Consider the following 23,050-nt stretch of genomic DNA (forward strand, 5'->3'; position numbering starts at 1 on the left):
TGACTCCTTAACGGAGGAAATCGATAAGGCTGGGTTGGACGACGCGGGCTCCGGCGGCAAGTGCCGCCTGGTACGCGGTCTGTTGGAGTTGCAAATCCGTAATCGTCTGGGGCAGGTCGATGTCCTCCACGTCGCTCAGGGACTTGGTCACGTTGAGGGCCATGTCGTCGGCCGACTGACGCATCCGTTCCAACTGGTTGCTACGTGCACCGACAGTGGTTAATCCATTTCGGATCGTAGCCGCCCGCACGTCGAGGCGGTCGAGTTCTCCTGTCAACGCACCGGGATCGGACTCCAACTTGGTGGCGATCGTCGACAGAATGCTGAATATCGAATCGTTGCCCTCACCGAACACAGCCTTCCCATCCACGTTGACCGCCACCTTGGTGTTGGAACCCACCGTGCGAACCACCGTTCCGCCGTCGCCGTTGAAGCCTCCCGACGCCGTGTACGCCTCGCCCTTGTCGCTGTTGCCGGCGAACACGGGGCGGTTCAGGTAGGTCGTGTTCGCCTCGACCCGGATCGACTCGCTCAGCTCACGGATGTCCGCCGCGAGCGCGTCCCGGGTGGTCTGCCCGCTGCTGCCCGCCGACATGCCCTGCAGCACCAGGCTGCGCGCGCGGGCCACCTTCTCGTCGACGCCCTGCAGGGCACTGTCGGCCGCGTTGAGCCAGGCCGTCCCGTCGTCGATGTTGCGCACATACTGCTGTTGCTGGGCGAGTTGCGCCCGCAGTTCCATCGCCGACGCCGTGCCGCTCGGTGAGTCGGACGGCCGGTTGATCTGCTTGCCGCTCGACATCCGCTGTTGGGTGTCGCTCATGCGGCTGATGTTGCCCTGGAGGTTGGCGAGGACGTTCTTGGCGATCGAGCCGTGGGTTACCCGCATCGTTCATCACATCCTGTTGATCAGCGTGTCGAGCATCTCGTCGATGGTGGTGATCACCTTCGCCGCGGCCTGGTAGCCACGCTCGAACTGCACAAGGTTGGTCATCTCCTCGTCGATGTTCACGCCGGACTCGCCGGCCCGCTGGGCGTCGACGTCGCCGACGATGCCGGTCTGGATGTCCACCCGGCGGTTGGCCGCCTGGGTCTGCACGCCGAGGTCGACGACCAGCCGCTTGTAGCGCGCGTTCGGCCCGTTGGGATCCTTGGCCAGATCGGCCATCCGGTCGGCGTTCGTGCCGTCCTTCGCGCCGGGAGTCACGCCCAGGTCGGCCATTGCCAGATCCTTGGGGGCGGTGATGTCCATGCGGATGTTCGACGCGTCCACCGGGTCCGTCGAGCCCGATCCGAAGTACGTGCCGCCCGCGACGCCGGCGTCGGTCTGCCCCTTGGCGTGCGTGGCGTTCACCGTGGCGGCCAGGTCCTTCGCCACCTCGTCGAGCCCCTTGCTGTACGTGGGCAGCGTCGAGTTCAGCGACTCCAGGTTGGCGCCCAGCTTGCCGGACGAGGTGGTGACCTTCGGGTTGGTCCCGTCGGCCCACCGCAGGTCGACCAGGGTGCCGGCCTTCGCGTCGTCCACGGTGTGTGCGCCCGACGGCGGCAGTATCTCGCGGGTCGTGCTGCCACCGACGAGCATCGAGCCGCCCACCATGATGTCGAGTGAGCCGTCGGGCCGGTTGAGCACCGTGCCGCCGGTCATCTCGACCAGTTTCATCGCCGCCATGTCGCGCCGGTCGGAGAGGTCGTTCGCGGGCTGGCCGAGGTTGCCGTTCATGACGATGGACTTGTTCAGGTCGGCCACCGTCCGGGCCGTCGCGTTGACCTCGGAGACCATCGACTCCAACTCGTTGTAGGTGGTGTCCCACACCGATTCGAGCTGGCCGGAGGTGTTCCGGAGGGTGTCGGCCACCAGCGTGCTGCGCACCACCAGCGCAGAGCGGACGGCCTCGTCCTCGGGCTTGTTCGCCACGTCGGCGAACGCGTTCCACATGTCGCCCAGTTGCGCCTGCAACGCGGTGTCGCCGGGCTCGGCGAACGCCGTCTCGATGCCGGCCAGCGTCCGCTGCGTGCCCTGCAGGTAAGCCTGCTGGCCGTGCTCGACCCGGCCGCGGCTCTCCAGGAACTGGTCCCGCAGCCGCTCGACGTTGTCGATGATCACACCGTCGCCGATCGCCCGGGCCTGCGAGTACATGCCGGGCACGGACGGGCCGCCGATCTCGGTCATGTTGACGCGCTGCCGGGTGTAGCCCTCGGTGTTGACGTTCGCGATGTTGTTCGCCGACACCTCCATCGCCCGCTGATTCGCGTGCAACGCGGTCAGCGAAGCGGAAATGCCTCGAAAGCTACTCAATTCACACCGCCTGGTCCAGAATGCGGGTTCGAGGGGCCGCCGCGACCGTCTCGCCCCGCGGGTTGTAGGTCTCCACCGAGCCGACGAAGGCGAGCATCGTCTCCCGAACCGCGCGTTGGCCGGAGGTGAGCAGGTCGCGGTTGGTCTCGGCGATCGCGCTCACCTCGGCGGCGAGCGCGAGGAACGCCTTCCGGTGTTCGCGGAGCAGGTCGCCCCAGGGGGCGGGGGCGAGGTCGGCGATCTGGCCGAGGCTGGCGTCCGGGCCGAGCCCGAGCTGGGCACCGATGACCTCGACCTCCGCCGCGCGCACCACCTCGGTGCGGCGGATCTGGTCGAGCACGACTTCCACCTCGCGCGTCGCGTGAGCCAGCCACCGGCCGCGACCGCTCGCGAGGATGAGCTGCTCCTCCTCGAGCTTGAACAGGAGCAGCTCGAGCATTTCCCGTTCCCGCCACAGGATGCTCGACAGGTCTGACAGGCCCACCTGCTGCCCCTTCCGTCGGCGCCGCGCCTCAAGCGCTGGCGTTGCCTGGCAATTCGTCGGTCACCGGCGGCACCTGAGGTTTTCGGTGTCCGCCCCCGACGACGGCAACTCGACTGCAACTGACAGTGACTTCTGGGTGCACCCAGAGCAACGCAGGCTCGTACCTGGCCAGCTGATCACGGATCCGATTCCGACCTGCTGCCGCACCTGCACAGCCACATCGCCTGCGAAGAGGTCGCCGTGAGTCTTTCCACCGCACCCGCACCGACCGCCAACCCGTCGGTCGATGAGCTGGTCCGTAGCCACCTGCCGCTGGTCGGACACCTGGTCCGCGAGATGCTCAGCCGGCTGCCGTCGCACGTCAGCCGCGAAGACCTGGTCTCGGCCGGGATGGCCGCGCTGGCGGGCGCGGCGCAGAACTTCGACGCCGACCGCGGCATCCCGTTCGGCGGGTTCGCCACCACGCGCATCCGCGGCGCGCTGCTGGACGAGCTGCGCGGCCTCGACTGGGCCAGCCGCTCGGTGCGCAGCCGGGCCCGCCGGCTGGAGAACGCGCAGCAGCAGCTCACCGCCACGCTGGGCCGCACGCCCACGCCGGCCGAACTGGCCGAGGCGATGGGTGTCGCGATCGACGAGATCAAGGCCGTCGACGAGGACGTGCAGCGCGCGGTGGTCCTGAGCCTGCAGGGCTTCGCCGCCGGTACCGCCGAGGACCTGGTGCCCGAGCGCACCGCCGGTCCGGAGGACATGCTCGTGCACCGGGAGAAGGTCGGCTATCTGCACACCGCGATCGCCGTGCTGCCGGACCGGCTGCGCCGCGTGGTGGAGGCGTACTTCTTCCAGGAGCTGCCGATGGCCGACATCGCGTCGGAGCTCGGCGTCACCGAGTCCCGGGTGTCGCAGCTGCGCGCCGAGGCGCTGATCCTGCTCCGCGACGGGCTGAACGCGCACCTCGACCCCGACCTGGTGACCGAGCCGGACCGCCCGGGCGGCTGCGTCGCGCGCCGGCGCGAGGCCTACTACGCGCAGATCAGCGCGAACGGCGACCTGCGCAGCCGGCTTTCGTTCACCGACCACCACGGCCTTCCCCTGACCCGCACCGCGTAACTCCGGTATGACCGAGGCCCTGCCGTTCCACGCATCCGGCGTGGTCGGCAGGGCTTTGTCGTTGTCTTTTAACGGTTGCTGACCGGTTGCGAACTGGTTTTCCCAATATTTTCCGGAAAAGTTCGCCGCGATTCCTCAGGACCGCAGCCGCACACCCGATGTGACAGTCGACCGGCCCCACGGATGGAGCCGGTGTAGAGGACCCCTCAAGGAAGAAGGACACCATGGCCCTCCGTATCAACCAGAACATCGCTGCTCAGAACGCCTACCGGAACCTGTCCGTCAACGACGGCCAGATGTCCAAGTCGCTCGAGAAGCTGTCGTCGGGTTTCCGGATCAACCGGGCGGCCGACGACGCCGCGGGCCTCGCGATCAGCGAGGGTCTGCGGAGCCAGATCGGTGGTCTCAAGACGGCCACTCGCAACGCCCAGGACGGTGTGAGCGTTGTGCAGACCGCTGAAGGTGCCCTCACCGAGGTGCACAGCATTCTTCAGCGCGCTCGCGACCTGCAGGTGCAGGCCGCGAACGGCAGCAACAACCAGACCTCCCTGGACGGCATCAACGCCGAGCTCACGTCCCTCGCGGACGAGATCGAGGCGATCGGTGTCCGCACGGACTTCAACGGCGTCAAGCTGCTCGACGGCAACGCGAACCTGAAGTTCCAGGTGGGTGCGAACGCGACCGACACGCTCGACGTGGACCTGAGCAGCGTCGACCTGGCCGCCGCCGCGAAGTCGCTGGACGACGCGGTGACCGGCAACACCCTCGCAAGCACCACGCGGGGGACGGCGATCACGGATCTCGACACCCAGATCACGGCGATCTCTTCGGAGCGCTCGAAGATGGGTGCGTCGCAGAACCGGCTCGAGCACACGATCAACTCTCTGTCGGTTGCGGTGGAGAACCTGAGCGCGTCCGAGAGCCGGATCCGTGACACCGACATGGCGCAGGAGATGGTCTCGTTCACCAAGAGCCAGATCCTGTCCCAGGCGGGTACCGCGATGCTGGCGCAGGCCAACCAGGCTCCGCAGGGTGTTCTGCAGCTGCTCCGCTAATCCGAGCGGTAGCAACAACGGCCGCTCACGCACGCGGAGTGTGTGAGCGGCGAGCAGCCCACAACCGAATACACAACTGAATCGGTTCGGTGAGACGAACCCACAACCGAACAGGCGGGCGGTCGGCGACATCGCCGGCCGCCTGTCTTTCGCTTCAGCTCTGTTCCCGGAGGAGCCACCGATGACGTCAAGCATCGACGGACTGGTCAGCGGTCTCGACACGACCAACATGATCAAACAGCTCATGCAGGTCGAAGCCGTTCCACAGAACCAGCTCAAGACCAAGATCTCCGTACAGAACAAGGCCGTCACCGCGTACCAGGCCGTCAACACGAAACTCGCCGCGCTCGCCACCGCGGCCAAGGCGGTCAGCTCCGCCGAAACGTGGGGCGCGGCGAAAACCACCTCCTCCTCGGACGCCGCAATCGTCACCGCGAAGGCCGGCACCCCCACCGGCTCACTGAGCTTCACCGTCGACGCCGTCGCCGCGACCCACACCGAGACCTACACGGGCGGCTTCGTCAGCTCCGTCAGCGATCCGGTGATGTCGGGCGGTACCCTGCGCGTCCTGCTCAAGGGCAACGGCGGCGAGGTCGACATCAATCCGGCGGACGGGTCGCTGCAGTCGGTGGTGCAGGCGATCAACAACACCGCGAACGCCGCCTACAAGGCCGCGGCGGTGCAGGTCTCCCCCGGCAAGTACACGTTGCAGCTCACCGCGACCGAGCCCGGCGCGGAGGGCGCGCTCACCAAGGCGGCGGACGCCGCGGGCGGCGCCTACGCACCGTTCGGCCTCGACCTGCTCGGCGGCGCCCCGACCACCACCACCAAGGGCACCGACGCGAAACTGACCGTCGGCGACCCCGGCACCGGGTTCACGGTCACCTCGGCCAGCAACACGTTCAACGACGTGCTGCCGGGCCTGTCGATCACCGTCACCAAGAAGCAGACCGACACCCCGGTGACCGTCGGCGTCGCGACCGACTCCGCCGCCGTGGCCGACAAGGTCGCCGCGATGGTCGAGGCCGCACAGGGCGCGTTGTCCGAGATCAGCACCGCGACCGCCACGAAGGGCGGCACCAACCCGGCCGCCGGCCCCCTGCCGGGCGACACCGCGCTGCGCCAGCTGAGCCAGGGCATCCTGAGCGCGGTGGCCGGCGGCGCCGGTAACCTCGGCAGCCTCTCCGCGGTCGGCATCAATCTCGACAAGACCGGAACGCTGAGCTTCGACCGCGACAAGTTCCTCACCGCGTACGAGGCCGACCCGGTGAAGACACAGGCCTACTTCGACAGTTACACCGAGGTTCCGCACGCGAAGGCGAACCCGGCCGCGTTCGATCCGGGCTGGGACACCGCCGACGGCCTCGCGCGCAAGCTGCAGACCCTCAGCGTCACGGCCACCGAGGGCGTCATCCGGCCCACCGACCAGGACGGCACCGTCAAGCAGGGCACGCTCGCCGGCATCATCTCCCGCCGGAACGAGACCATCAAGGGCCTCAACGACCAGGTCGCCGCGTGGGACACCCGCCTGGAACTGCGCAAGACCAACCTGGAGCGGCAGTTCTCCGGTCTCGAGGTCGCCCTGAGCAAGCTGCAGTCGCAGTCAAGTTGGCTCTCCGGCCAGCTGGCGAGCCTCGGCTGATCCCCAGATCCGCGAACACCCGACCAGCAAGGGACGATAATCCATGACCGTTCCCAACCCGGCGATGCGCGAGCGCTACCTCGCCGACACCATCGCCACCGCTCCGCCGGCCAAGCTGCTCGTCATGCTGTACGACCGGCTCGTCCTCGACCTCACCCGCGCCGAGGACGCTCTGCGGTCGGGCGACCGGACGGGCGCGTCGGGGCACCTCATCCACGCCCAGGACATCGTGCTGGAACTGCGCACGTCGCTGAAGCTGGACGAGTGGGAGGGCGCGAACGGGCTGGCACAGATCTACACGTTCGTGCTCACCGAGCTCATCCACGCCAACATGAACGGGGACATCAAGCGGGTGTCCGACTGTCGCGGCCTGATCGAGCCGCTGCGCGAGAGTTGGCGCGAGGCCGCAATGTCGGTGATGGCACCGGTAGCGGCCGCGACGCCGTAGCGCCATGGCCCGCCCGGAGACCCCCCAACCCGAGAACTGGCGGTCCGCCTGGGTCGCGGCCCTGGACGCTCTGGACGCCGACGTGGTGCTGGTCGAGGAACTGCTCGCCGACGCGCAACGCGTCCGCGATCTTCCGCTCAGCGACCCGTGGTCGCCACCGGCGGGCCTCGGGCCGCTGCCGCTCGACCTGCGCCCGCGCGCCGACGCGATCCTGGCCCGCCAGTTGCACGCGACCCGGCAACTCACCCTGGCGATCGCGGCCAACCGCAAGCAGGCCGCGTTCGCCGCCCGGGTGGAGGCCGGTGGTTACGGAAAAGCACCACCGTCCTATGTAGACAGGGCGATGTAGAAGGAACGGCTCTCCGGCCCGAACCGGAGGGCCGTTTCTCTTTGTACGGCAACGGAATTGGGTAAGCGATGGCTCGCAACCCTTTCGCAACCGGACGGAACCGCCCGGGTGTCCGGTTCGGCGCAGGATACAACCGGTCCGCACCCGAATCGCACTCGGCGCGCCGGACGAAAATCCGATAGTGGTTGTGAAGAGCACGGATCGCTCGACACCGGCCACGGACTGGCATCCTCCTCGCGAGAAGGAGTTCGTCCGTGCTCGACGACATCACCTCCGTCACAGCGCACACGGCACTCGACGGCCTCGCCATGCGGCAGCGGGTCACCGCGGACAACATCGCGAACATCGAGACCCCGGGCTTCCTCGCCGGACGCGTCTCGTTCGAGGACAACCTGCGGAAGGCCGTCGCGGACGGCCGGCCCACCGAGACGAAGTTCCTCAACGAGCGCTCGATGGAGCCCACGCGGGTCAACGGCAACAACGTCAACCTCGACCACGAGACGCTCACGCACATCGACACGAACCTGCGCTACCAACTGATGCTGCGCGTCCTCGACGGCAAGATCTCGACGCTGCGCACGGCGATGGGTGGCTGAGCATCATGAGTGGAATCTTCGGTGCGCTGGGCATCGCGGGCACGGGCCTCACGGTCCACCGGAAATGGCTCGACGCGGCCAGCGACAACATCGCGAACATCAACAACGTCACCAGCACGAGCAACGACGCCTTCCAGGCGCGCTACATCCTCGCGCAGGCGGTCGACTACGGCCGTGGCACCGAGGGGGTACAGGTCGGCGGTGCGGCGCTCTCCGGCAAGCGGGAGGGAAAGACCGTCTACGAGCCCGATCACCCGCTCGCCGACGAGCGGGGCAACGTGCGGTATCCCGACATCAACCTCGGCGACCAGATGGGGAACCTCATCATGGCGCAGCGCGGATACCAGGCGAACCTCGCGGTCGTCGACCGCGCGCGGGAGGCGTACCAGTCGGCGCTGCAACTCGGGAAGGGCTGAGCATGAGCGAGCATAGCGAGCGAATCATCAACTCAGTGTTCGGCTCATGCGTCGCGGAGCGAAGCGGAGCGACAGCATGAGCATCGAACCTATCGGCGCCATCGGCGGGTTCGCGCCGCTGAGTCCCGTCGCCGGGCTGACCAACACCGCGGCGATCGGCAACCCGGACGCCGTCGGCTCCACCTCGGGTCCCGACTTCGGCGCGCTGGTCGCCGGCGGCCTGGAGAAGGTGCAGGCGCTGCAGGACCGGTCCGACGGGCTCGCGATCGAGGCCGCCTCCGGCCGGCTGCAGGACGTGCACGACTACCTGATCGCCGCGAACGAGGCCGGGCTCGCCGTCCAGCTCACCGTCGCGTTGCGGAACAAGGCGGTTGAAGCCTTCAACGAGATCATGAGGTTGCAGGCGTGAAGGATCGGCTCACGGCCGCTCTGCGGAGTGTGACGGGCAAGTTCGGCTCGTTCACACCCGGGCAGAAGGCCGTCTCGATCGTCGCGGTCATCGCGATCGCGGTGGGCGGGTACTTCTTCGCGACGTGGGTGTCCAAGCCCACGTATTCGCCGCTGTTCTCGAACCTCGCCTCGTCCGACGCGGCGGCGATCGTCGAGCAGCTCGACGCCGACGGCGTGCCGTACGAGCTGACCGACGGCGGCAACACGATCCTGGTGCCGAAGGACCAGGTGTACTCGCTGCGCCTGCAGATGAGCGGGCAGGGGCTACCGGCCGACACGTCGAACGGCGGCTACTCGATCCTCGACAACCAGAACGTCATGACGAGCGAGTTCATGCAGCAGGTCGGGTACCGCCGGGCGATGGAGGGCGAGCTCGCCAACACCATCAAGTCGATCGACGGCGTGACCGCCGCGACCGTGCACCTGGCGATCCCGCAGAAGGACGTCTTCACCGACGAGCAGCAGAAGCCGACCGCCTCGGTACTCGTGGCCACCGGAGCCGGCAAGGAGCTGACCGACGATCAGGTCCAGGCCGTGGTGCATCTGGTGTCGTCGAGTATCGAGGGGCTCGAACCGAGTGCCGTGACGGTGGTGGGCGCCGACGGCAAGGTGTTGTCCGCCAACGGATCCGGTTCCGGCGGCACGAGCAGCGACTCGCGCGCCCGGGCCACGTCGGACTACGAATCGCGGCTGAACGCCGCGGTGCAACGGATGCTCGACCAGGCGCTGGGCTCCGGCAACGCGGTGGTGCAGATCAGCGCCGACCTCGACTTCGACAACACCGAGACGAAGAGCCGGAAGTACTCGGCGACGCCGAACATGCCACCGGTGGCGGAGAACACCAAAACCGAGAAGTACTCCGGCGGCAACGGAGCACCGGTCGGCGGCGTGCTGGGCCCGGACAACGTCCAGGTGCCGGTCAACAACGACAGCGCCGGCGGCGGCTCGTACGAGCAGAGCGAGGCGACCCGCAACAACGCGGTCGACGTCACCGACGAGGTGAGACGGTCGGCGCCGGGCGCGGTCAAGAAGCTCTCGATCGCGGTGATGATCAACAGTGACGCCGTGCAGGGCGCCAACGAGGCCCAGTTGCAACAGCTGATCTCCTCGGCGGTCGGCCTGGACCCGACGCGGGGCGACTCGATCGCGGTCAGCGCGATGGCGTTCGACACCAGCGGCGCCGAGGCGGCCCAGCGGCAACTGGAGCAGGCGCAGGCGGCGGACAAGAACGCCGCGCTGATGTCGATGATCAAGACCGGCGCCACCATCTTCGGCGTCGTGCTGCTGATCCTGATCGCGCTGCTGGGCAACCGGCGCCGCAACAAGAAGCTGAAGAAGATGCTGCAGGCCGAGATCGAGCGGTTCGAGGCGGAGCAGGCGGAGCTGGAGAGCCGCCAGATGGCCGCCCTCTCCGCGGGCACCGGCGCCGCCGGCGCCCTGACGGCCGGATCCGGGAGCGACGCCGAGGCGCTCGCCCGGGCCGAACGCGCCCGCGACATCACGGCGCTCGTGGAACGCCAGCCGGACGAGGTCGCCACGCTCCTGCGCACGTGGCTGGCCGACCGGCGCGGCTGACCCGATACCCGAGCACGTCTACCTGAGCACTGGGAGGAGGAACCATGGCCGACGACATGAGCGGGCTGCGTAAAGCGGCGGTGCTCCTGGTCCAGATGGGCAAGGAGCACGCGGCCAAGGTGCTCGGGCAGATGCGCGACTCGGAGGTCGAGGAGCTGACCGCCGAGATCGTGCGGACCGCTTACGTCGACGCCGACGCGATCGACAACGTGGTCGACGAGTTCCACTCGATGATGACCGTGCAGCGGCACGTGGCACAGGGCGGCATGGACTTCGCCCGGGAGATGCTCGTCCAGTCGCTGGGCCGGGACAAGGCCAACGAGATCGTCGACCGGCTGGCGGCGGTGTTCGCCGATCTGCCGTTCGCGTTCCTGGAGAAGGCCGACTCGCGGCAACTGCTCTCGTTCGTGCAGGACGAGCACCCGCAGACGGTCGCCCTCGTCCTCGCGCACATGACCGCCTCGGCGGCCTCGCAGGTCCTGTCCGGGCTCTCGCCCGACCTGCAGGCCGACGTCGCGAACCGGATCGCGGTGATGGACCGCACGTCGCCGGACATCGTGCGCCAGGTCGAGGCGACGCTCAAGCGCAAGCTCAGCTCCGTCCTGCAGCCGTCGGACCTGTCGAGTGTGGGTGGCCTGCAACCGCTGGTCGACATCATCAACCGGTCCGACCGGGCGACCGAGCGGATGATCCTGGAGGGGCTCACCGAGCGCAACCCCGAGCTCGCCGAGCTGGTCCGGGCGCAGATGTTCGTGTTCGAGGACATCGTCACGCTCGACGACCGCGCCATCCAGCTGGTGCTGCGGCAGGTCGAGAGCGGCGACCTCGCCGTCGCCCTCAAGGGTGTGCGCGAGGACGTGCGCCAGAAGGTCATGAAGAACATGTCGGAGCGGGCGGCCGAGAACCTCAGCGAGGAGATCGAACTGCTCGGCCCGCAGCGGGTGAAGACCGTCGAGGACGCCCAGGCCAAGATCGTCCAGAGCATCCGGGCGCTCGAGGAATCGGGCCAGATCATGATCACACGGGGTGACGATGACGAGATGGTCGGCTGACCCGCGCGGGTTTCGGGCCGTGACGACGGCGCCGGTGAAGAAGGACGCCACGGACGACACCGTGCGCAGCGTCCGGTTCGACGCCGCCTTCGCGCAGCACGCCGCACTGCCCGCCGAACTGGTCGCCAGGCTGCGCTCCGAGGCACAGGCCGCCGGCTTCGCGGCCGGGTGGGCCGAGGGCCGGCAGGCGGCCGAACTCGCCGCCCGCGAGGCGCGGGAGGCGTTCGCCGCCGACGCGGCCGCGATCGCCGACGCGACGGAGGAGGGTGCCCGGCTGGTGCTGGGCGCCGTCGCCGACGCGGTCGACCGGTTCGAACAGCGGGCCACCCCGGCCGTGGAGGACCTCCAGGACCAACTCGTCGAGGCGGCGTTCGCGCTGGCCGAGTTCGTCATCGGGCGGGAACTGGCCACGGCCGCCGAGCCCGGCCGTGACGCGGCCGCCCGCGCCCTCGCCTTCGCGCCGCCCGGTCGCGGCGCCGCCGTGCGGCTGAACCCCGCCGACGCGGCCACCCTGCCCGGCACCGCCACCGTCGCGGGACGCGACATCGTGGTGGTCGCCGACCCGGCCATCGCACCCGGCGACGCGATCGTCGAGTGCGAGGCCAGCACCATCGAGTCCCGTCTGGGCGCGGCCATGGAGCGGGCCCGCCAGGCACTGCAGATAGGAATTCCCGAGTGAGTCTGATGGACGTCATGCGACCCGCGTTCCTGGTCGCCGCTCCCGAGGTCTTCGGCCGGGTCTCGTCGGTCGTCGGCCTGTCGATCGCCGTCAGCGGCATCCGCGCCGCCGTCGGTGACCTCGTGCTGATCGACGAACGGGTGCCCGGCGAGGTCGTCGCGATCGACGACGACGTCCTCCAGTGCCTACCGCTCGGGCCCCTCGCCGGCATCGCGTCCGGCGACCGGGTACGCAACAGCGGCGCCCCGTTGCAGATCCCGGTCGGCGACAGCCTGCGCGGCCGCATCCTCGACGGGCTGGGCCAACCGATGGACGGCCGACCGCTGCCGCCGGGGCTGCACTTCGTGACGGTCGAGAACACGCCGCCGAACGCGTTGGAGCGCAAGCTCGTCAACGAACCGCTGCCGCTCGGCGTGCGGGCGCTCGACACGCTGATCCCCTGCGGCCGCGGGCAGCGTCTGGGCATCTTCGCCGGTTCCGGCGTCGGCAAGTCCAGCCTGATGTCGATGATCACGCGCGGCACCGAGGCCGAGATCACCGTGGTCTGCCTGGTGGGTGAGCGCGGGCGCGAGGTCCGCGAGTTCCTCGAACACGACCTCGGCACCGAGGGCCTGGCCCGGGCGGTGGTGGTGATCGCCACCTCCGACCAGCCACCGCTGGTGCGCCTGCGCGCCTGCTTCGTGGCGACCCGCATCGCCGAGTTCTTCCGCGATGCCGGAAAGGACGTGCTGCTGCTGATGGACAGCCTCACCCGCGCCGCGATGGCGCAGCGCGAGGTGGGTCTGTCGGCCGGCGAGCCGCCGGCGACCCGGGGCTACCCGCCGTCGACGTTCGCGATGCTCCCCCGCCTCCTGGAGCGCGCCGGGCCCGGCCCGGTCGGCAGCATCACCGGGCTCTACACCGTGCTCGTCGAGGGCGACGAGCACAACGAACCGATCGCCGACGCGGCACGGTCCATTTTGGACGGTCACGTGGTGCTCGACCGGAAGCTGGCGACCTCCGGCCACTTCCCGAGCATCGACGTGCTGGAGTCCATCTCCCGGGTCGCCGGTGCCGTCACCACGCCCGCCCAGCGGGCTGCGGCAACCGAACTGCGCCGCCTGATGGCCGCCGGCCGCGAGGTGAAGGAGCTCGTCGAGATCGGCGCGTACGTACCCGGCACCAACCCGATGGCCGACCGCGGCCGGGCGCTGGAACCGCGCATCAACGCGTTCCTGCGCCAGGACATGACCGACCAGACCTCTGCGCACGACGCCTGGGTCGCGCTGGCCCATCTGCTCATGGAGGGAGAATCCTGATGGCTCTGTTCAAGTTCGCCGGCGTGCTGCGCGCCCGCGTCGCTCAGGAGAACGCGGCGAAGGCCGAGGTGGCCCGGTCGCGGGTCGCGGCCGGCGCCGCGATGGCGGAGGTGCACCGCCAGTCGGCCACCCTCGACGAGGCCGAGAAGGCCGGCTACAGCACCGCGAACGCGCTCGCCGTCGCGCTCGCCACCCGGCAGGCGATGGCGGCCGAGCTGAGCTTCGCGCAGGGCGAGGCCGAGGAGGCCGAGGTGATCGTCGAGAACCGCAAGGCCGACCTGGCCGCGGCGGCCCGCCAGCGCAAGGCGATGGAGAAGCTCTCCGAACGGCACGCCGCCACCCGCCGGCACCGCGCCGACATCGCCGAGCGCGCCGAGGTCGACGACCTGACCAACGGCCGCTACACGGCCAGCCAGCGCAACCAGCGGAAGGACCGCCATGGCGATTAACGATGTGATGAACCGGATCGCGCAGCTGCAGGGCCAGCTCACGGTGAAACGCCGGCCGTTCACGGCGGCGAGCGAACAGTTCGCGGCCACCCTGCAGTCCGCGGTCGGTGGCCACAGCACGGAGAAGTCCGTGGCCCGCAACGCGAACCCGGCCGCCTACGCCGCGCGCCCGGCGAACCTCCGGGCGGCCACCGGCCTCACCGGAGACGTGTCCGGCGTCCCCTACGCCGACCTGTTCAACGCCGCCGGCGCGCGGCACGGCGTCCCGCCGCAACTGCTCGCGGCCGTCGCGCGGGTGGAGTCGGAGTTCAACCGGCGCGCGGTCAGTCCCGCGGGCGCGCAGGGACTGATGCAACTCATGCCGTCGACCGCGCGCGGCCTCGGCGTCGACGCGTTCGATCCGGCCCAGGCCGTCGACGGCGCGGCCCGCATCCTGAAGGCGAACCTGAAGGAATTCGGATCTGTCGATCTCGCGTTGGCCGCCTACAACTCGGGTGGCGGCGCCGTACGGAAGCACCGGGGCATCCCGCCGAGCGCGGAGACGCAGGCGTACGTGCCCAAGGTCAAGGCGGCCCTGTCCGCGCTCGGAGGCTGATGTCATGTCCATGCCGATCACGTTCACCGCACCGGTCGCGCCGGCATCACCGGCCCCGGCGGGCGCTTCCGCCACGAGCGGCGAGCCCGGTGCGCTGTTCGGCGCGGTGCTTTCCGGGATCTCCGCCGATCTCGGTGGTTCACCCGACGACGACCGCGAGGCTCCCACCGAGGAAGCCCTGAACGCGTTGGCCGCGGCCGGTTCCGCGCCGCTGGGCGGCGCGTTGCTCATCGGGCTCAATCTCCCGATCGGTGACGGGCGCACGGTCCCCGGAGCGACCGCGCAACTCGCGGTACGGACACCGGTGGTGGCGGCCACGCCGACAGGCGGCACCGGGCTCCCGCCGGTCCTCTCCGGATCCGCGACGCCGACGCCGTTCGGCGGTACCGTGCCGGCCACCGGCGTTGCGGGCACCGGCATTGCGGCCGGCGGCGTTGCGGTCGCCGGCATTGCGGCTGGCGGCGTGGCCACCGGCGGCGTGGCGGCTGGCGGCATGGCGGCTGGCGGCGCGCCGGCCACGGGCCTGGCGGGCACAGCCGTCCCGGGCGCCGGCGTCGCGGGCACGGACGTGTCGGGCACCGGTGTCGCGGGCACGGGCGTGTCGGGCACCGGTGTGCCGGCCGGCGGCGTACCGGCCGCACCGTCCACACAGGACACGGCCGCGCCACCGGGGGCCACGGCCGTCGTCGCCGGCGCACCGTCCACACGGGACGCTCCGACGGTTCCGGTCGCCGGCGCGCCGGTTCTGCCGGCCACACAGGCGTTCGCCGGTGCGGCCGCGGCGGCCGCGCTCACCGGAACGCTCGCCGGCTCGGTGGCGGGTGCCACCGCGGCCGGCACGACACCCGCTCCGGGTGTGCCGAAGGTCGCCGCCACCGACCCGGTCACCCGCGTCGCCACCGGCCCGCCGGGTGCCGCGTCGTCCACAGTGGACACCGGAGCCGGGTCCCCGGTGGAGACCACGACCCGCTCCCGGCACGCCTTCGGCGACAACGCCGCCGGGCCGGACGGCGGCGACGGCGCGCTCCCCCGCGGTCCCGAAGCGGGGTGGGCACCGACGCTGGCCGCGGCCCGCGCGGACAGCGCCGCACCGACCGCGCCGGCGGCACCGGGCCAGCCGCCCGCGCCGCAACTGCCACCGGCCGCACAGTTGGCGTTGCGGCTGGCGCCGTTGCGCGCCGGGCCGGACGGCACGCACCAGCTCACCATCCTGCTGCACCCGGCGGAACTCGGCGCGGTCAGCGTGGTGGCGACGGTGAAGGGCGACCAGTTGTCGGTGCAGCTGACCGGTGCCACCGAGGTGGGCCGGGACGCGCTCCGCGCCGCCCTGCCGGAGCTGGAACGCGACCTGCGCGACGGTGGCTTCGCCACGCTCACCCTGAACGTGCGCGACGCGCCGCCGCCCGATCCCCGCCCGGCGTGGGCCACCCCGACCGCACCCCAACCGGCCCAACCGGCGCAGCCGGCACAGGCGGCACAACCGGCGCAGCCGACGCAGGTGGCACCGGGCGCCGCAGCGGTCACGCCGACTGCAACCGACTTCGCAACCAACGGAACCGCAACGACAACCACGGGCGCCAAGACTGACGGTCAGCCGATCGGACAGGTCCTTCAGCCGGACGGATCCGGTCCGATCCGGAGAGACGACAGCACCGGCCAGTACAGCGCCGCCGGAGCGGTCGCCGCGACGCACCAGTCGTCGGGTGCCCAGTCGGGCGGTGCCGGTGCCGGCAACAGCGCCGGGCAGCAGCAGCTTTCCGCACAACTGAATCTCGGCCAGCCCGGCGGACAACCCGGCCAGCAACCGAATCAGCCCGGCTTCACCGGCGGGCGGCATCCCGGCCCCGCGCCCGACAACGGCGCCGGAACGCAGGCCGGCCATCCCGCGCCCGGCGAGCCCGATCCACCGGCCACCGGGAACCGGCCCGCGAACCGCGCCGGCGTCCGCTCGGTGGACCTCCGGGTCTGACCCACTCGACTGGAAGAAGGAATCGCGATGACGACGCCCGTCTCCGGGTCGCCTCCCGGATCGCCCGGCCTGCCGGCCACCGCGCCGACGATCCCGGCGACACCCGGCACCGGACCCACGCCCGACCCGAACGCCAAGTCGAGGAACGCGATGGACAAGGACCTGTTCCTCAAACTGCTCGTGGCGCAGCTGAAGTTCCAGGACCCGTCCCGACCGACCGACACGTCGCAGTTCCTCTCGCAGACCGCGCAGTTCACGATGGTCGAGAAGATGGAGGAGGCGGCCAAGCAACAGCAGCAGCTGATCACCGCCCAACTGATGACGAGCGCGACCAGCATGCTCGGCAGGACCGTCACCTACACCGGCCTCGACGGCAAGGAAGCCACCGGAGTAGTCACCGCCACCACCATCGGCAGCGACCCGCACCTGAAGGTCGGGAACACGGATGTTGCGCTGTCCTCGGTCAGGGAAGTCAAGAGCTGAAAGGCAACATCCGCCATGCTTCGTTCTCTCTTCACCGGCATCAGTGGTCTGCGCACGCACCAGCAGATGATGGACATCACCGCGAACAACATCGCGAACGTCAACACCACCGGGTTCAAGTCGTCGTCGGCGATCTTCCAGGACACGCTGAGCCAGATGGTCACCGGCGCCGGCGCGCCGCAGGCCGGCAACGGCGGTACGAACCCGGCGCAGATCGGTCTGGGCGTGCAGCTGTCGGCCGTCACCACGAACTTCACCCAGGGCTCGACGCAGGTGACCGGTCGCAACACCGACATGATGATCAACGGTGACGGCTTCTTCGTGGTCGACAACAAGGGCGAGCAGATGTACACCCGGGCCGGCTCGTTCTCGTTCGACGCCGACGGCCGCCTGGTCAACCCGCAGGGCATGGTGATGCAGGGCTGGGGCACGAACGCCGCGGGCGCGATCGACACCAAGTCGGTCCCCAAGGACGTGACGCTGCCGATCAGCACGCTGCGGGCGCCGAAGGAAACCGACAAGGCCATCTTCACCGGTAACCTGCCCGGCGACGCGAAGGACGCCACCGAGCTGACCTCCTCGGTCAAGGTCTACGACCAGGCCGGTGGCGAGCAGACGCTGTCGGTGACGTTCACGAAGGACGCCGCGCCGGCGACGACGTGGCAGGTGTCGGTGACCGACACCGCCACCCCGCCGAACACCGTCACCGGTTCCATCGAACCCGGCGCCAACGGCGCCAACAAACACAACACCGTCCTCACCCTGCCCATCGCGCAGTCCAGCAACTCGATCACGATCGACCTCACCGGGGTGACGGGGTACAAGGGGCAGAACACCGTCGCGCCGCAGAGCCAGACCGGTTCCGCGATGGGCTCGCTGTCGTCGTTCAGCATCTCCAAGGACGGCCTGCTCGTCGGCGTCTTCTCCAACGGCAGCAAGCAGACCCTGGCGCAGCTCACGATGGCGAACTTCAACAACCCGCCGGGTCTGGAGAAGGCCGGTGAATCGGTCTACCGCGCGTCGGTCAACTCCGGTGAGGCCCAGCTCGGTACCGCCGGTACCGGTGGCCGTGGCTTCCTCCAGGGCCAGGCGCTGGAAATGTCCAATGTGGACCTCGGCCAGGAGTTCACCAACCTGGTGGTGTCCCAGCGCGGTTTCCAGGCGAACTCGAAGGTCATCACGACCGCCGACGAGCTGCTCCAAGAGCTCGTCAACATGAAGCGATAACCAGCCGGTAGGACGACACAAGAGGCCGCCCGGACTTGCTTGGGACGGAAGGACAACCGTGATACTCCTGACCCGCCTGGGCGGCCCCGTATTCGCCCTGAACCCCGATCTGGTCGAGCGGTGCGACTGCACGCCCGACACGGTCATCACGCTCGTCGACGGCAAGAAGTACCTCGTCGCGGAGTCGCTGCCGGAGGTCATCAGCCTCATCCGGCAGTACCGCGCCACGGTGATCGCCGACGCGCAGCACATGGCCGGTGAGGCGATGCTGACCGTTTCGCACGGCCGCAACAACCCCCGTGCCACCAACGGTGGCGAGACCCCGCCCGAGTCCGACGACGGCACCGAGCCGACCAACGTCGTCCAGCTACACCCAAGGGAGCGCTGACAGATGGATCCGGCCAGCATCATCGGCATCATCGTTGCCTTCGGCGCCGTCTTCACGCTCGTCATCCTCGAGGGCGGCAGCATCGGCGAGATGTTCCTCGTCGCCCCGCTGCTCCTCGTGTTCGGCGGCACGCTGGGCGTCGCTCTCGCCGGCGGCCTGCTCAAGGACATGACCGGCATGTTCGGGTCGCTCAAGGACGCGCTGATGACCAAGGTCCAGCCGCCCGACGCGCTGCTCGCCGACATCGTCAAGCTCGCCGAGAAGGCGCGGCGCGAAGGTCTGCTGGCGCTCGAGGACGGCATGCGCGACGTCGAGAACGAGTTCCTCCGCAAGGGCCTGCAGCTCGCCGTCGACGGCACCGACCAGGACGAGCTGCAGGACATCCTGGAGGCCGAGGTCGAGGCGAAACGCAAGCACGACAAGGTCAACGCGAAGATCCTCGCCGACATGGGCGCGTACGCGCCGACGGTCGGCATCGTGGGCACCACGCTGGGTCTGATCAACGCGCTGGCCAACCTCAGCGAGCCGGAGAAGCTCGGCCACCTCATCGCCAGCGCGTTCGTGGCGACGCTGTGGGGCCTGCTCTCGGCGAACATGATGTGGCTGCCGCTGTCGGCCAAGATCAAGCGGGTCTCGGAGTACGAGGCCACCCAGATGGAGCTGGTCATCGCCGGCATCGTGAACATCCAGTCGGGCGCCAACCCGCGCCTGGTCGGCCAGAAGCTGCGCAGCATGCTGCCGCCCGGCTCCGCCCCCGCGGACGACAAGAAGGCCGCTTAGGAGGGCGTCGCATGTCAGGTGGGCACGGTGGCAAGGGCCGTCGCCACAAGAAACATCCTCCCCACGAGGAGCACGAGAACCACGAGCGCTGGTTGGTGAGTTACGCCGACATGATGACGCTCCTGATGGTGCTGTTCATCGTGCTGTTCGCGATCAGCCAGGTCGACGCCACCAAGTTCGTGAAGCTCAAGTCGGGCCTCGCGGCGGGGTTCGGCGCCGAGAGCGTGGCGCTGGAGGGGCAGGGCAAGGAGCTCGAGGAGGCCAACCCGGACACCCAGCCGTTCGACCCGGGCGCGAAGGTCGGCGTGCCGGTCGACGCCGGCTCGGAAGCGGCCGAGGACGAGGAGCTGAAGAAGGCGGTGGCCGGTGCCGACCGCGCCAAGCAGAGCCAGATGGCGCAGCACGCCGAGACCGAGGCCGACAAGTTGCAGGAGATCCAGAAGAAGCTCGCCGCGGAGCTGGCCGCCAAGGGCCTGGCCGACAACGTCCGGTTCACCATCGACGAGCGGGGGCTGGTGGTCACGATCGTCACCAGCTCCGTGATCTTCGCCGGCGACAGCGCGGAACTGCAGGAGGGCGGCCGCGGGGTGCTCGACTCCGTCGGGCCGACGATCGCCGCGCTGCCGAACCGGATCCAGGTGGACGGGCACACGAACCAGCTGCCGGTGCAGACGCGCAACTACCCGAGCGGGTGGGAGCTGTCGTCGGCCCGCGCGTCGAGCGTGGTGCGGTACCTGATCTCCAAGTTCGGCCTCCCCGCAACCCGGATGAGCGCGGCCGGCTACGCCGACACGCGTCCACTCATCCCCCCGAGCGACCCGCAGGCGGCGACCATGAACCGTCGCGTCGAGGTCATCGTCATGTCGACCCTGCCCGCCAACGAAGCCGCGTTGCTCCCCGGCGCCGCCGCCGACACCAACTGACCTACCGAGGGAACTGATCAATGGCCAAGGAGAAGGAAGCCGAAGGCGCCGAGGCGCCGAAGAAGAGCAAGAAGATGCTCATCATCATCGTCCTCGCCGTCGTGCTTCTGGGTGGCGGTGGCGCCGGTGCCTACTTCATGTTCTTCAAGAGCAGCGGCGAGGAGGAGGTCGTGGCTCCGGAGCCGGGCGTGGTGGTGGCGTTGGAGCCCATCACGATCAACCTGGAGGACGGGCACTTCCTCAAGGTCAGCATCGCGTTGCAGGCCACCATCGAGGCGCACGAGGAGCCCGACGGCAGCAAGGCTCTCGACATCCTGATCAGCCAGTTCAGCAACAGGTCGGTGGCCGAGCTGTCGACGAACGAGGCGCGCGACGAGATGAAGAAGGAGCTGGTGGAGAAGATCAAGAAGGCGTACGAGGAAGAGGTGTACGACGTCTACTTCACCGAGTTTGTCATGCAGTGACCCATTTGATCCGTTAGTGAGTTAGTTTATGGCGTGATGACGCGTGGATCGCATCGGGACGGACTTTGCTTAACCCGGCATATGGGCTGCCGATGGGCCGACTGTGAGCAATTCGGCGCCTAAGACCGGCACCACCCGGTCAACCGGGCGGGGCAACCGGCGCGCCAAGTCGGCCGGGCCGGAGAAGTACGACTTCCGGCGCCCGACGAAGCTCGCCCGGGAGCACATCCGGACGCTCCAGGTCGCGTACGAGGCCTTCGCCCGCCAGTACACGACCCTGCTCACGAGCACCCTGCGCGCCGTCTCACAGGTTTCCCTACTGTCCATCGAGCAGGTCACCTACGACGACTACATCGCCAGCCTGAACAACCCGACCTGCATGTTCATGATCGAAATGGAGCCGCTGCCCGGGGTCACGATCTTCGAGTTCTCACTGACGACGGCGCTGGCCTGGGTCGACCACATGCTCGGCGGCCCGGGCGGCAAGCAGCCCCAACGGCCACTGACAGACATCGAGGTACCACTGGTCAACAGCATGCTCGACCGGGTGTTCGGCGAACTTCGGGGCGCGTTCGAGCACATCGTCGAGCTCAGTCCGCCGAAAATCGTCGGGCTGGAGTACAACCCGCAGTTCGCGCAGACCGCCTCCATGTCTGACGCGATGATCGTCACCTCGTTCGAGTTGAAGGTGGGCAGCCAGGAGTGCGTCGCGACCATTTGCATGCCGTTCGCTTCGATCTTCCCGAAGCTGCGCCCCGATGCCGAGGGCGCCGAGCTGACGGACACGCAGCGGCAGTCCCGCGACGCCGCCCTCCGGGCGATGACCGCAGGGTTGGGCACCGCACCGGTGGAGGTCTCCGTGCGCTTCAACTCGGTGCTGATGTCCCCACGCGATCTGGTCACGTTGCGACCAGGCGACATCGTTCCGCTGGAGCACCCGGTGACCACGCCGCTGGTCGTCACCTCGCACGGCGTCACGTTCGCGCACGCCGTCGCCGGTAGTTCCGGTAACCGCCTGGCCTGTCTCGTGGTCCCGCCGCCGAAGGAGGACTGAACCGCATGACCTCTGCGTTGACCGACGCGCGCGCGAGCGCCGCCGCTGAGGCGGCTGTGGGGCTGCTGCCCGCCCCCACGCCGCTCGCGGTCGGCACGCCGGGCAACGAGCCGGTCGAACTCTTCGGACAGGCCATCACCGCCCGCTTCACCGGATCCGCGCAGGGCGAGATCGCGGTCATGGTGGGTCCCGAACTCGTCGGTGCGCTGGCGCTCAGCCCGCTCGGCGCGCTCGACATCACGCAGGCCGTCCGCCCGGCGCTGGAGGCCGCCGCGGCCACGCTCGGCCCCGTCGTGGTCGACCCGGGCGTCGAGGGTGACCCGGCGGTCGCGATGCAGTCCATCATCGACGCGGGCGGGCTCCTGGTGCCGCTGGTCGAGGAGGGCGCCGAGGAGCCCGAGGTCCGGGCGCTCATCGGGCTGGTCATCGACCGTCAGATCGGCGGGGCGGGCGGCGGCGGCGCCCGCGGCGGGTTCGGCGGTGGGGACGACGAAGACGACGTGCTGGAGGGCGAACTCGACGGCGACCCGGGCGCCGTGCCGGCCGGCTTCTCGCCGCTGACGCCGGGACCCCGGGGCGCGCCCGTGGTGCGGGGCGGGCTGGAACTGCTGCACGACGTCGAGATGGAGGTCACCGCCGAACTGGGCCGCACCCGCATGACCGTGCGGGACCTGCTGTCGCTCGCGCCCGGCGCGGTGATCGAACTGGACCGGCTGGCCGGCGGGCCGGCCGACCTGCTCGTCAACGGCCGGCTCATCGCCCGGGGGGAAGTGGTGGTGATCGACGAGAACTTCGGCATCCGGATCACCGAGATCGTCGCATGATCCAGATCGCGGTGAACATGTTCCTGGCCCTGGCCTTCGTGCTGGGGCTGATGTGGTTGCTGACCCGGCTGGTCCGGCGGCCGCTGGGCGGGCGGGGTGCCGGCGCGATGGCGGTGCTGGCCCGCCAACCGTTGACGCGTGGGGCGTCGGTGGCCGTGGTGCGCGTCGGCCGGCAGGCGTTCGTGCTCGGCGTCACCGATCAGACCGTGACGTTGCTCGCGGAGACCGACCCCGCCGCGATCGAGGCGGCGGTCAACCCGCCGCACGAGATCCGGGAACAGATCCCGCTCGACGGTTCCGTGCTGTCCCCCACGACCTGGCGCCGCGCGGTCGACGCCATCCGCGGCGGGCGGAAGTCGTGAGGAGGTTGGTGGCGGGCGCGTGTTTCGGGATGCTGCTCGTCGTCCTGTGGGGTTCGGGTGTCGAGGCGGCGCCCACGCCCTCGCCACC

Annotated in this window: 27 protein-coding genes; 24 read left to right on the forward strand and 3 right to left on the reverse strand. The window is 69.5% G+C overall.

The window, feature by feature from the left end; all coding sequences use genetic code 11:
- Positions 1–7 precede the first annotated feature (7 nt).
- From flgL to Vau01_RS00100, 3 genes are read right to left on the reverse strand one after another with little or no spacing between them, the layout of a single operon-like run.
- Positions 8–886, reverse strand: coding sequence for a flagellar hook-associated protein FlgL (gene flgL / locus Vau01_RS00090; RefSeq protein WP_203985462.1), 879 nt, complete (start codon positions 884–886; stop codon positions 8–10).
- A gap of 6 nt (positions 887–892) precedes the next feature.
- Positions 893–2,293, reverse strand: a complete 1,401-nt coding sequence (gene flgK / locus Vau01_RS00095) for a flagellar hook-associated protein FlgK (protein ID WP_275423900.1) — start codon at positions 2,291–2,293, stop codon at positions 893–895.
- A 1-nt stretch (position 2,294) separates the two neighbouring features.
- Positions 2,295–2,777 carry a flagellar protein FlgN gene (locus Vau01_RS00100; RefSeq protein WP_203985465.1) on the reverse strand — a complete coding sequence of 161 codons (483 nt, stop codon included), beginning with the start codon at positions 2,775–2,777 and terminating at the stop codon, positions 2,295–2,297.
- Between the two features lie 240 nt (positions 2,778–3,017).
- Here Vau01_RS00100 and Vau01_RS00105 point away from each other — a divergent pair, with 240 nt between their 5' ends.
- The 24 genes from Vau01_RS00105 to fliO all read left to right on the forward strand — a co-directional run bounded on the left by Vau01_RS00105 (position 3,018) and on the right by fliO (position 22,962).
- Complete coding sequence (locus tag Vau01_RS00105; protein ID WP_203985467.1) at positions 3,018–3,884, forward strand: sigma-70 family RNA polymerase sigma factor; 867 nt, start codon at positions 3,018–3,020, stop codon at positions 3,882–3,884.
- A gap of 224 nt (positions 3,885–4,108) precedes the next feature.
- Complete coding sequence (locus Vau01_RS00110) at positions 4,109–4,939, forward strand: flagellin N-terminal helical domain-containing protein (RefSeq protein WP_203985468.1); 831 nt, start codon at positions 4,109–4,111, stop codon at positions 4,937–4,939.
- Positions 4,940–5,120: 181 nt separating this feature from the next.
- Positions 5,121–6,581, forward strand: a complete 1,461-nt coding sequence (fliD, locus tag Vau01_RS00115) for a flagellar filament capping protein FliD (RefSeq protein ID WP_203985470.1) — start codon at positions 5,121–5,123, stop codon at positions 6,579–6,581.
- A 43-nt stretch (positions 6,582–6,624) separates the two neighbouring features.
- Positions 6,625–7,029 (forward strand): flagellar export chaperone FliS, encoded by a 405-nt coding sequence (gene fliS, locus Vau01_RS00120; protein ID WP_203985472.1) that lies wholly within the window; start codon positions 6,625–6,627, stop codon positions 7,027–7,029.
- 4 nt (positions 7,030–7,033) lie between these two features.
- Positions 7,034–7,378 (forward strand): hypothetical protein, encoded by a 345-nt coding sequence (locus Vau01_RS00125; protein ID WP_203985474.1) that lies wholly within the window; start codon positions 7,034–7,036, stop codon positions 7,376–7,378.
- A gap of 254 nt (positions 7,379–7,632) precedes the next feature.
- Positions 7,633–7,974 (forward strand): flagellar basal body rod protein FlgB, encoded by a 342-nt coding sequence (gene flgB, locus Vau01_RS00130; protein WP_203985476.1) that lies wholly within the window; start codon positions 7,633–7,635, stop codon positions 7,972–7,974.
- Positions 7,975–7,979: 5 nt separating this feature from the next.
- The gene (locus Vau01_RS00135) at positions 7,980–8,390 is read left to right on the forward strand and encodes a flagellar basal body rod protein FlgC (RefSeq protein ID WP_203985477.1); all 411 of its coding nucleotides are present in this window, start codon (positions 7,980–7,982) and stop codon (positions 8,388–8,390) included.
- A gap of 76 nt (positions 8,391–8,466) precedes the next feature.
- Positions 8,467–8,799 (forward strand): flagellar hook-basal body complex protein FliE, encoded by a 333-nt coding sequence (fliE, locus tag Vau01_RS00140; protein ID WP_203985478.1) that lies wholly within the window; start codon positions 8,467–8,469, stop codon positions 8,797–8,799.
- Positions 8,796–10,415, forward strand: coding sequence for a flagellar basal-body MS-ring/collar protein FliF (fliF, locus tag Vau01_RS00145; RefSeq protein ID WP_203985479.1), 1,620 nt, complete (start codon positions 8,796–8,798; stop codon positions 10,413–10,415). Before fliE ends, fliF begins: the two co-directional genes overlap by 4 nt.
- A gap of 44 nt (positions 10,416–10,459) precedes the next feature.
- Positions 10,460–11,467, forward strand: coding sequence for a flagellar motor switch protein FliG (gene fliG / locus Vau01_RS00150; protein WP_239151177.1), 1,008 nt, complete (start codon positions 10,460–10,462; stop codon positions 11,465–11,467).
- Positions 11,468–11,486: 19 nt separating this feature from the next.
- Positions 11,487–12,146, forward strand: coding sequence for a FliH/SctL family protein (locus Vau01_RS00155; RefSeq protein ID WP_203985481.1), 660 nt, complete (start codon positions 11,487–11,489; stop codon positions 12,144–12,146).
- 5 nt (positions 12,147–12,151) lie between these two features.
- A complete protein-coding gene (locus tag Vau01_RS00160; RefSeq protein WP_203985536.1) occupies positions 12,152–13,444 on the forward strand; it encodes a FliI/YscN family ATPase in 1,293 nt (430 codons plus the stop codon).
- On the forward strand, positions 13,444–13,893 hold the full coding sequence (locus Vau01_RS00165) for a hypothetical protein (RefSeq protein ID WP_203985483.1): 450 nt from the start codon (positions 13,444–13,446) through the stop codon (positions 13,891–13,893). Before Vau01_RS00160 ends, Vau01_RS00165 begins: the two co-directional genes overlap by 1 nt.
- Complete coding sequence (locus Vau01_RS00170; protein WP_203985485.1) at positions 13,883–14,488, forward strand: lytic transglycosylase domain-containing protein; 606 nt, start codon at positions 13,883–13,885, stop codon at positions 14,486–14,488. The genes Vau01_RS00165 and Vau01_RS00170 overlap by 11 nt, the downstream gene beginning before the upstream one ends.
- Positions 14,489–14,492: 4 nt before the next feature.
- Positions 14,493–16,457, forward strand: coding sequence for a flagellar hook-length control protein FliK (locus tag Vau01_RS00175; RefSeq protein ID WP_203985487.1), 1,965 nt, complete (start codon positions 14,493–14,495; stop codon positions 16,455–16,457).
- A gap of 27 nt (positions 16,458–16,484) precedes the next feature.
- A complete protein-coding gene (locus Vau01_RS00180; protein WP_203985488.1) occupies positions 16,485–16,940 on the forward strand; it encodes a flagellar hook assembly protein FlgD in 456 nt (151 codons plus the stop codon).
- 15 nt (positions 16,941–16,955) lie between these two features.
- Positions 16,956–18,167, forward strand: coding sequence for a flagellar hook protein FlgE (locus tag Vau01_RS00185; protein WP_203985491.1), 1,212 nt, complete (start codon positions 16,956–16,958; stop codon positions 18,165–18,167).
- 58 nt (positions 18,168–18,225) lie between these two features.
- Complete coding sequence (locus Vau01_RS00190) at positions 18,226–18,555, forward strand: flagellar FlbD family protein (RefSeq protein ID WP_203985494.1); 330 nt, start codon at positions 18,226–18,228, stop codon at positions 18,553–18,555.
- Between the two features lie 3 nt (positions 18,556–18,558).
- Positions 18,559–19,335 (forward strand): motility protein A, encoded by a 777-nt coding sequence (locus tag Vau01_RS00195; protein ID WP_203985497.1) that lies wholly within the window; start codon positions 18,559–18,561, stop codon positions 19,333–19,335.
- Between the two features lie 11 nt (positions 19,336–19,346).
- Positions 19,347–20,258 (forward strand): OmpA/MotB family protein, encoded by a 912-nt coding sequence (locus Vau01_RS00200; RefSeq protein WP_203985500.1) that lies wholly within the window; start codon positions 19,347–19,349, stop codon positions 20,256–20,258.
- A 20-nt stretch (positions 20,259–20,278) separates the two neighbouring features.
- The gene (locus Vau01_RS00205) at positions 20,279–20,722 is read left to right on the forward strand and encodes a flagellar basal body-associated FliL family protein (protein ID WP_203985502.1); all 444 of its coding nucleotides are present in this window, start codon (positions 20,279–20,281) and stop codon (positions 20,720–20,722) included.
- Positions 20,723–20,825: 103 nt separating this feature from the next.
- A complete protein-coding gene (locus Vau01_RS00210) occupies positions 20,826–21,776 on the forward strand; it encodes a flagellar motor switch protein FliM (RefSeq protein ID WP_203985505.1) in 951 nt (316 codons plus the stop codon).
- Positions 21,777–21,781: 5 nt separating this feature from the next.
- Entirely contained in the window at positions 21,782–22,600 is an 819-nt protein-coding gene (gene fliN / locus Vau01_RS00215) for a flagellar motor switch protein FliN (RefSeq protein WP_203985507.1), read from the forward strand.
- Positions 22,597–22,962 (forward strand): flagellar biosynthetic protein FliO, encoded by a 366-nt coding sequence (gene fliO, locus Vau01_RS00220; RefSeq protein ID WP_203985510.1) that lies wholly within the window; start codon positions 22,597–22,599, stop codon positions 22,960–22,962. The genes fliN and fliO overlap by 4 nt, the downstream gene beginning before the upstream one ends.
- Positions 22,963–23,050 lie beyond the last annotated feature (88 nt).

Origin of the sequence: Virgisporangium aurantiacum (genome assembly GCF_016863635.1) — a bacterium.
Taxonomy (GTDB): domain Bacteria; phylum Actinomycetota; class Actinomycetes; order Mycobacteriales; family Micromonosporaceae; genus Virgisporangium; species Virgisporangium aurantiacum.

Coding starts and splice junctions, on each gene's coding strand:
- flgL (WP_203985462.1), bottom strand. CDS start 886: ATGCGGGTAACCCACGGCTCGATCGCCAAGAACGTCCTCGCCAACCTC.
- Vau01_RS00110 (WP_203985468.1), top strand. CDS start 4,109: ATGGCCCTCCGTATCAACCAGAACATCGCTGCTCAGAACGCCTACCGG.
- fliD (WP_203985470.1), top strand. CDS start 5,121: ATGACGTCAAGCATCGACGGACTGGTCAGCGGTCTCGACACGACCAAC.
- fliS (WP_203985472.1), top strand. CDS start 6,625: ATGACCGTTCCCAACCCGGCGATGCGCGAGCGCTACCTCGCCGACACC.
- Vau01_RS00125 (WP_203985474.1), top strand. CDS start 7,034: ATGGCCCGCCCGGAGACCCCCCAACCCGAGAACTGGCGGTCCGCCTGG.
- Vau01_RS00135 (WP_203985477.1), top strand. CDS start 7,980: ATGAGTGGAATCTTCGGTGCGCTGGGCATCGCGGGCACGGGCCTCACG.
- fliE (WP_203985478.1), top strand. CDS start 8,467: ATGAGCATCGAACCTATCGGCGCCATCGGCGGGTTCGCGCCGCTGAGT.
- fliG (WP_239151177.1), top strand. CDS start 10,460: ATGGCCGACGACATGAGCGGGCTGCGTAAAGCGGCGGTGCTCCTGGTC.
- Vau01_RS00160 (WP_203985536.1), top strand. CDS start 12,152: ATGGACGTCATGCGACCCGCGTTCCTGGTCGCCGCTCCCGAGGTCTTC.
- Vau01_RS00165 (WP_203985483.1), top strand. CDS start 13,444: ATGGCTCTGTTCAAGTTCGCCGGCGTGCTGCGCGCCCGCGTCGCTCAG.
- Vau01_RS00170 (WP_203985485.1), top strand. CDS start 13,883: ATGGCGATTAACGATGTGATGAACCGGATCGCGCAGCTGCAGGGCCAG.
- Vau01_RS00175 (WP_203985487.1), top strand. CDS start 14,493: ATGTCCATGCCGATCACGTTCACCGCACCGGTCGCGCCGGCATCACCG.
- Vau01_RS00180 (WP_203985488.1), top strand. CDS start 16,485: ATGACGACGCCCGTCTCCGGGTCGCCTCCCGGATCGCCCGGCCTGCCG.
- Vau01_RS00185 (WP_203985491.1), top strand. CDS start 16,956: ATGCTTCGTTCTCTCTTCACCGGCATCAGTGGTCTGCGCACGCACCAG.
- Vau01_RS00195 (WP_203985497.1), top strand. CDS start 18,559: ATGGATCCGGCCAGCATCATCGGCATCATCGTTGCCTTCGGCGCCGTC.
- Vau01_RS00200 (WP_203985500.1), top strand. CDS start 19,347: ATGTCAGGTGGGCACGGTGGCAAGGGCCGTCGCCACAAGAAACATCCT.
- Vau01_RS00205 (WP_203985502.1), top strand. CDS start 20,279: ATGGCCAAGGAGAAGGAAGCCGAAGGCGCCGAGGCGCCGAAGAAGAGC.
- fliN (WP_203985507.1), top strand. CDS start 21,782: ATGACCTCTGCGTTGACCGACGCGCGCGCGAGCGCCGCCGCTGAGGCG.
- fliO (WP_203985510.1), top strand. CDS start 22,597: ATGATCCAGATCGCGGTGAACATGTTCCTGGCCCTGGCCTTCGTGCTG.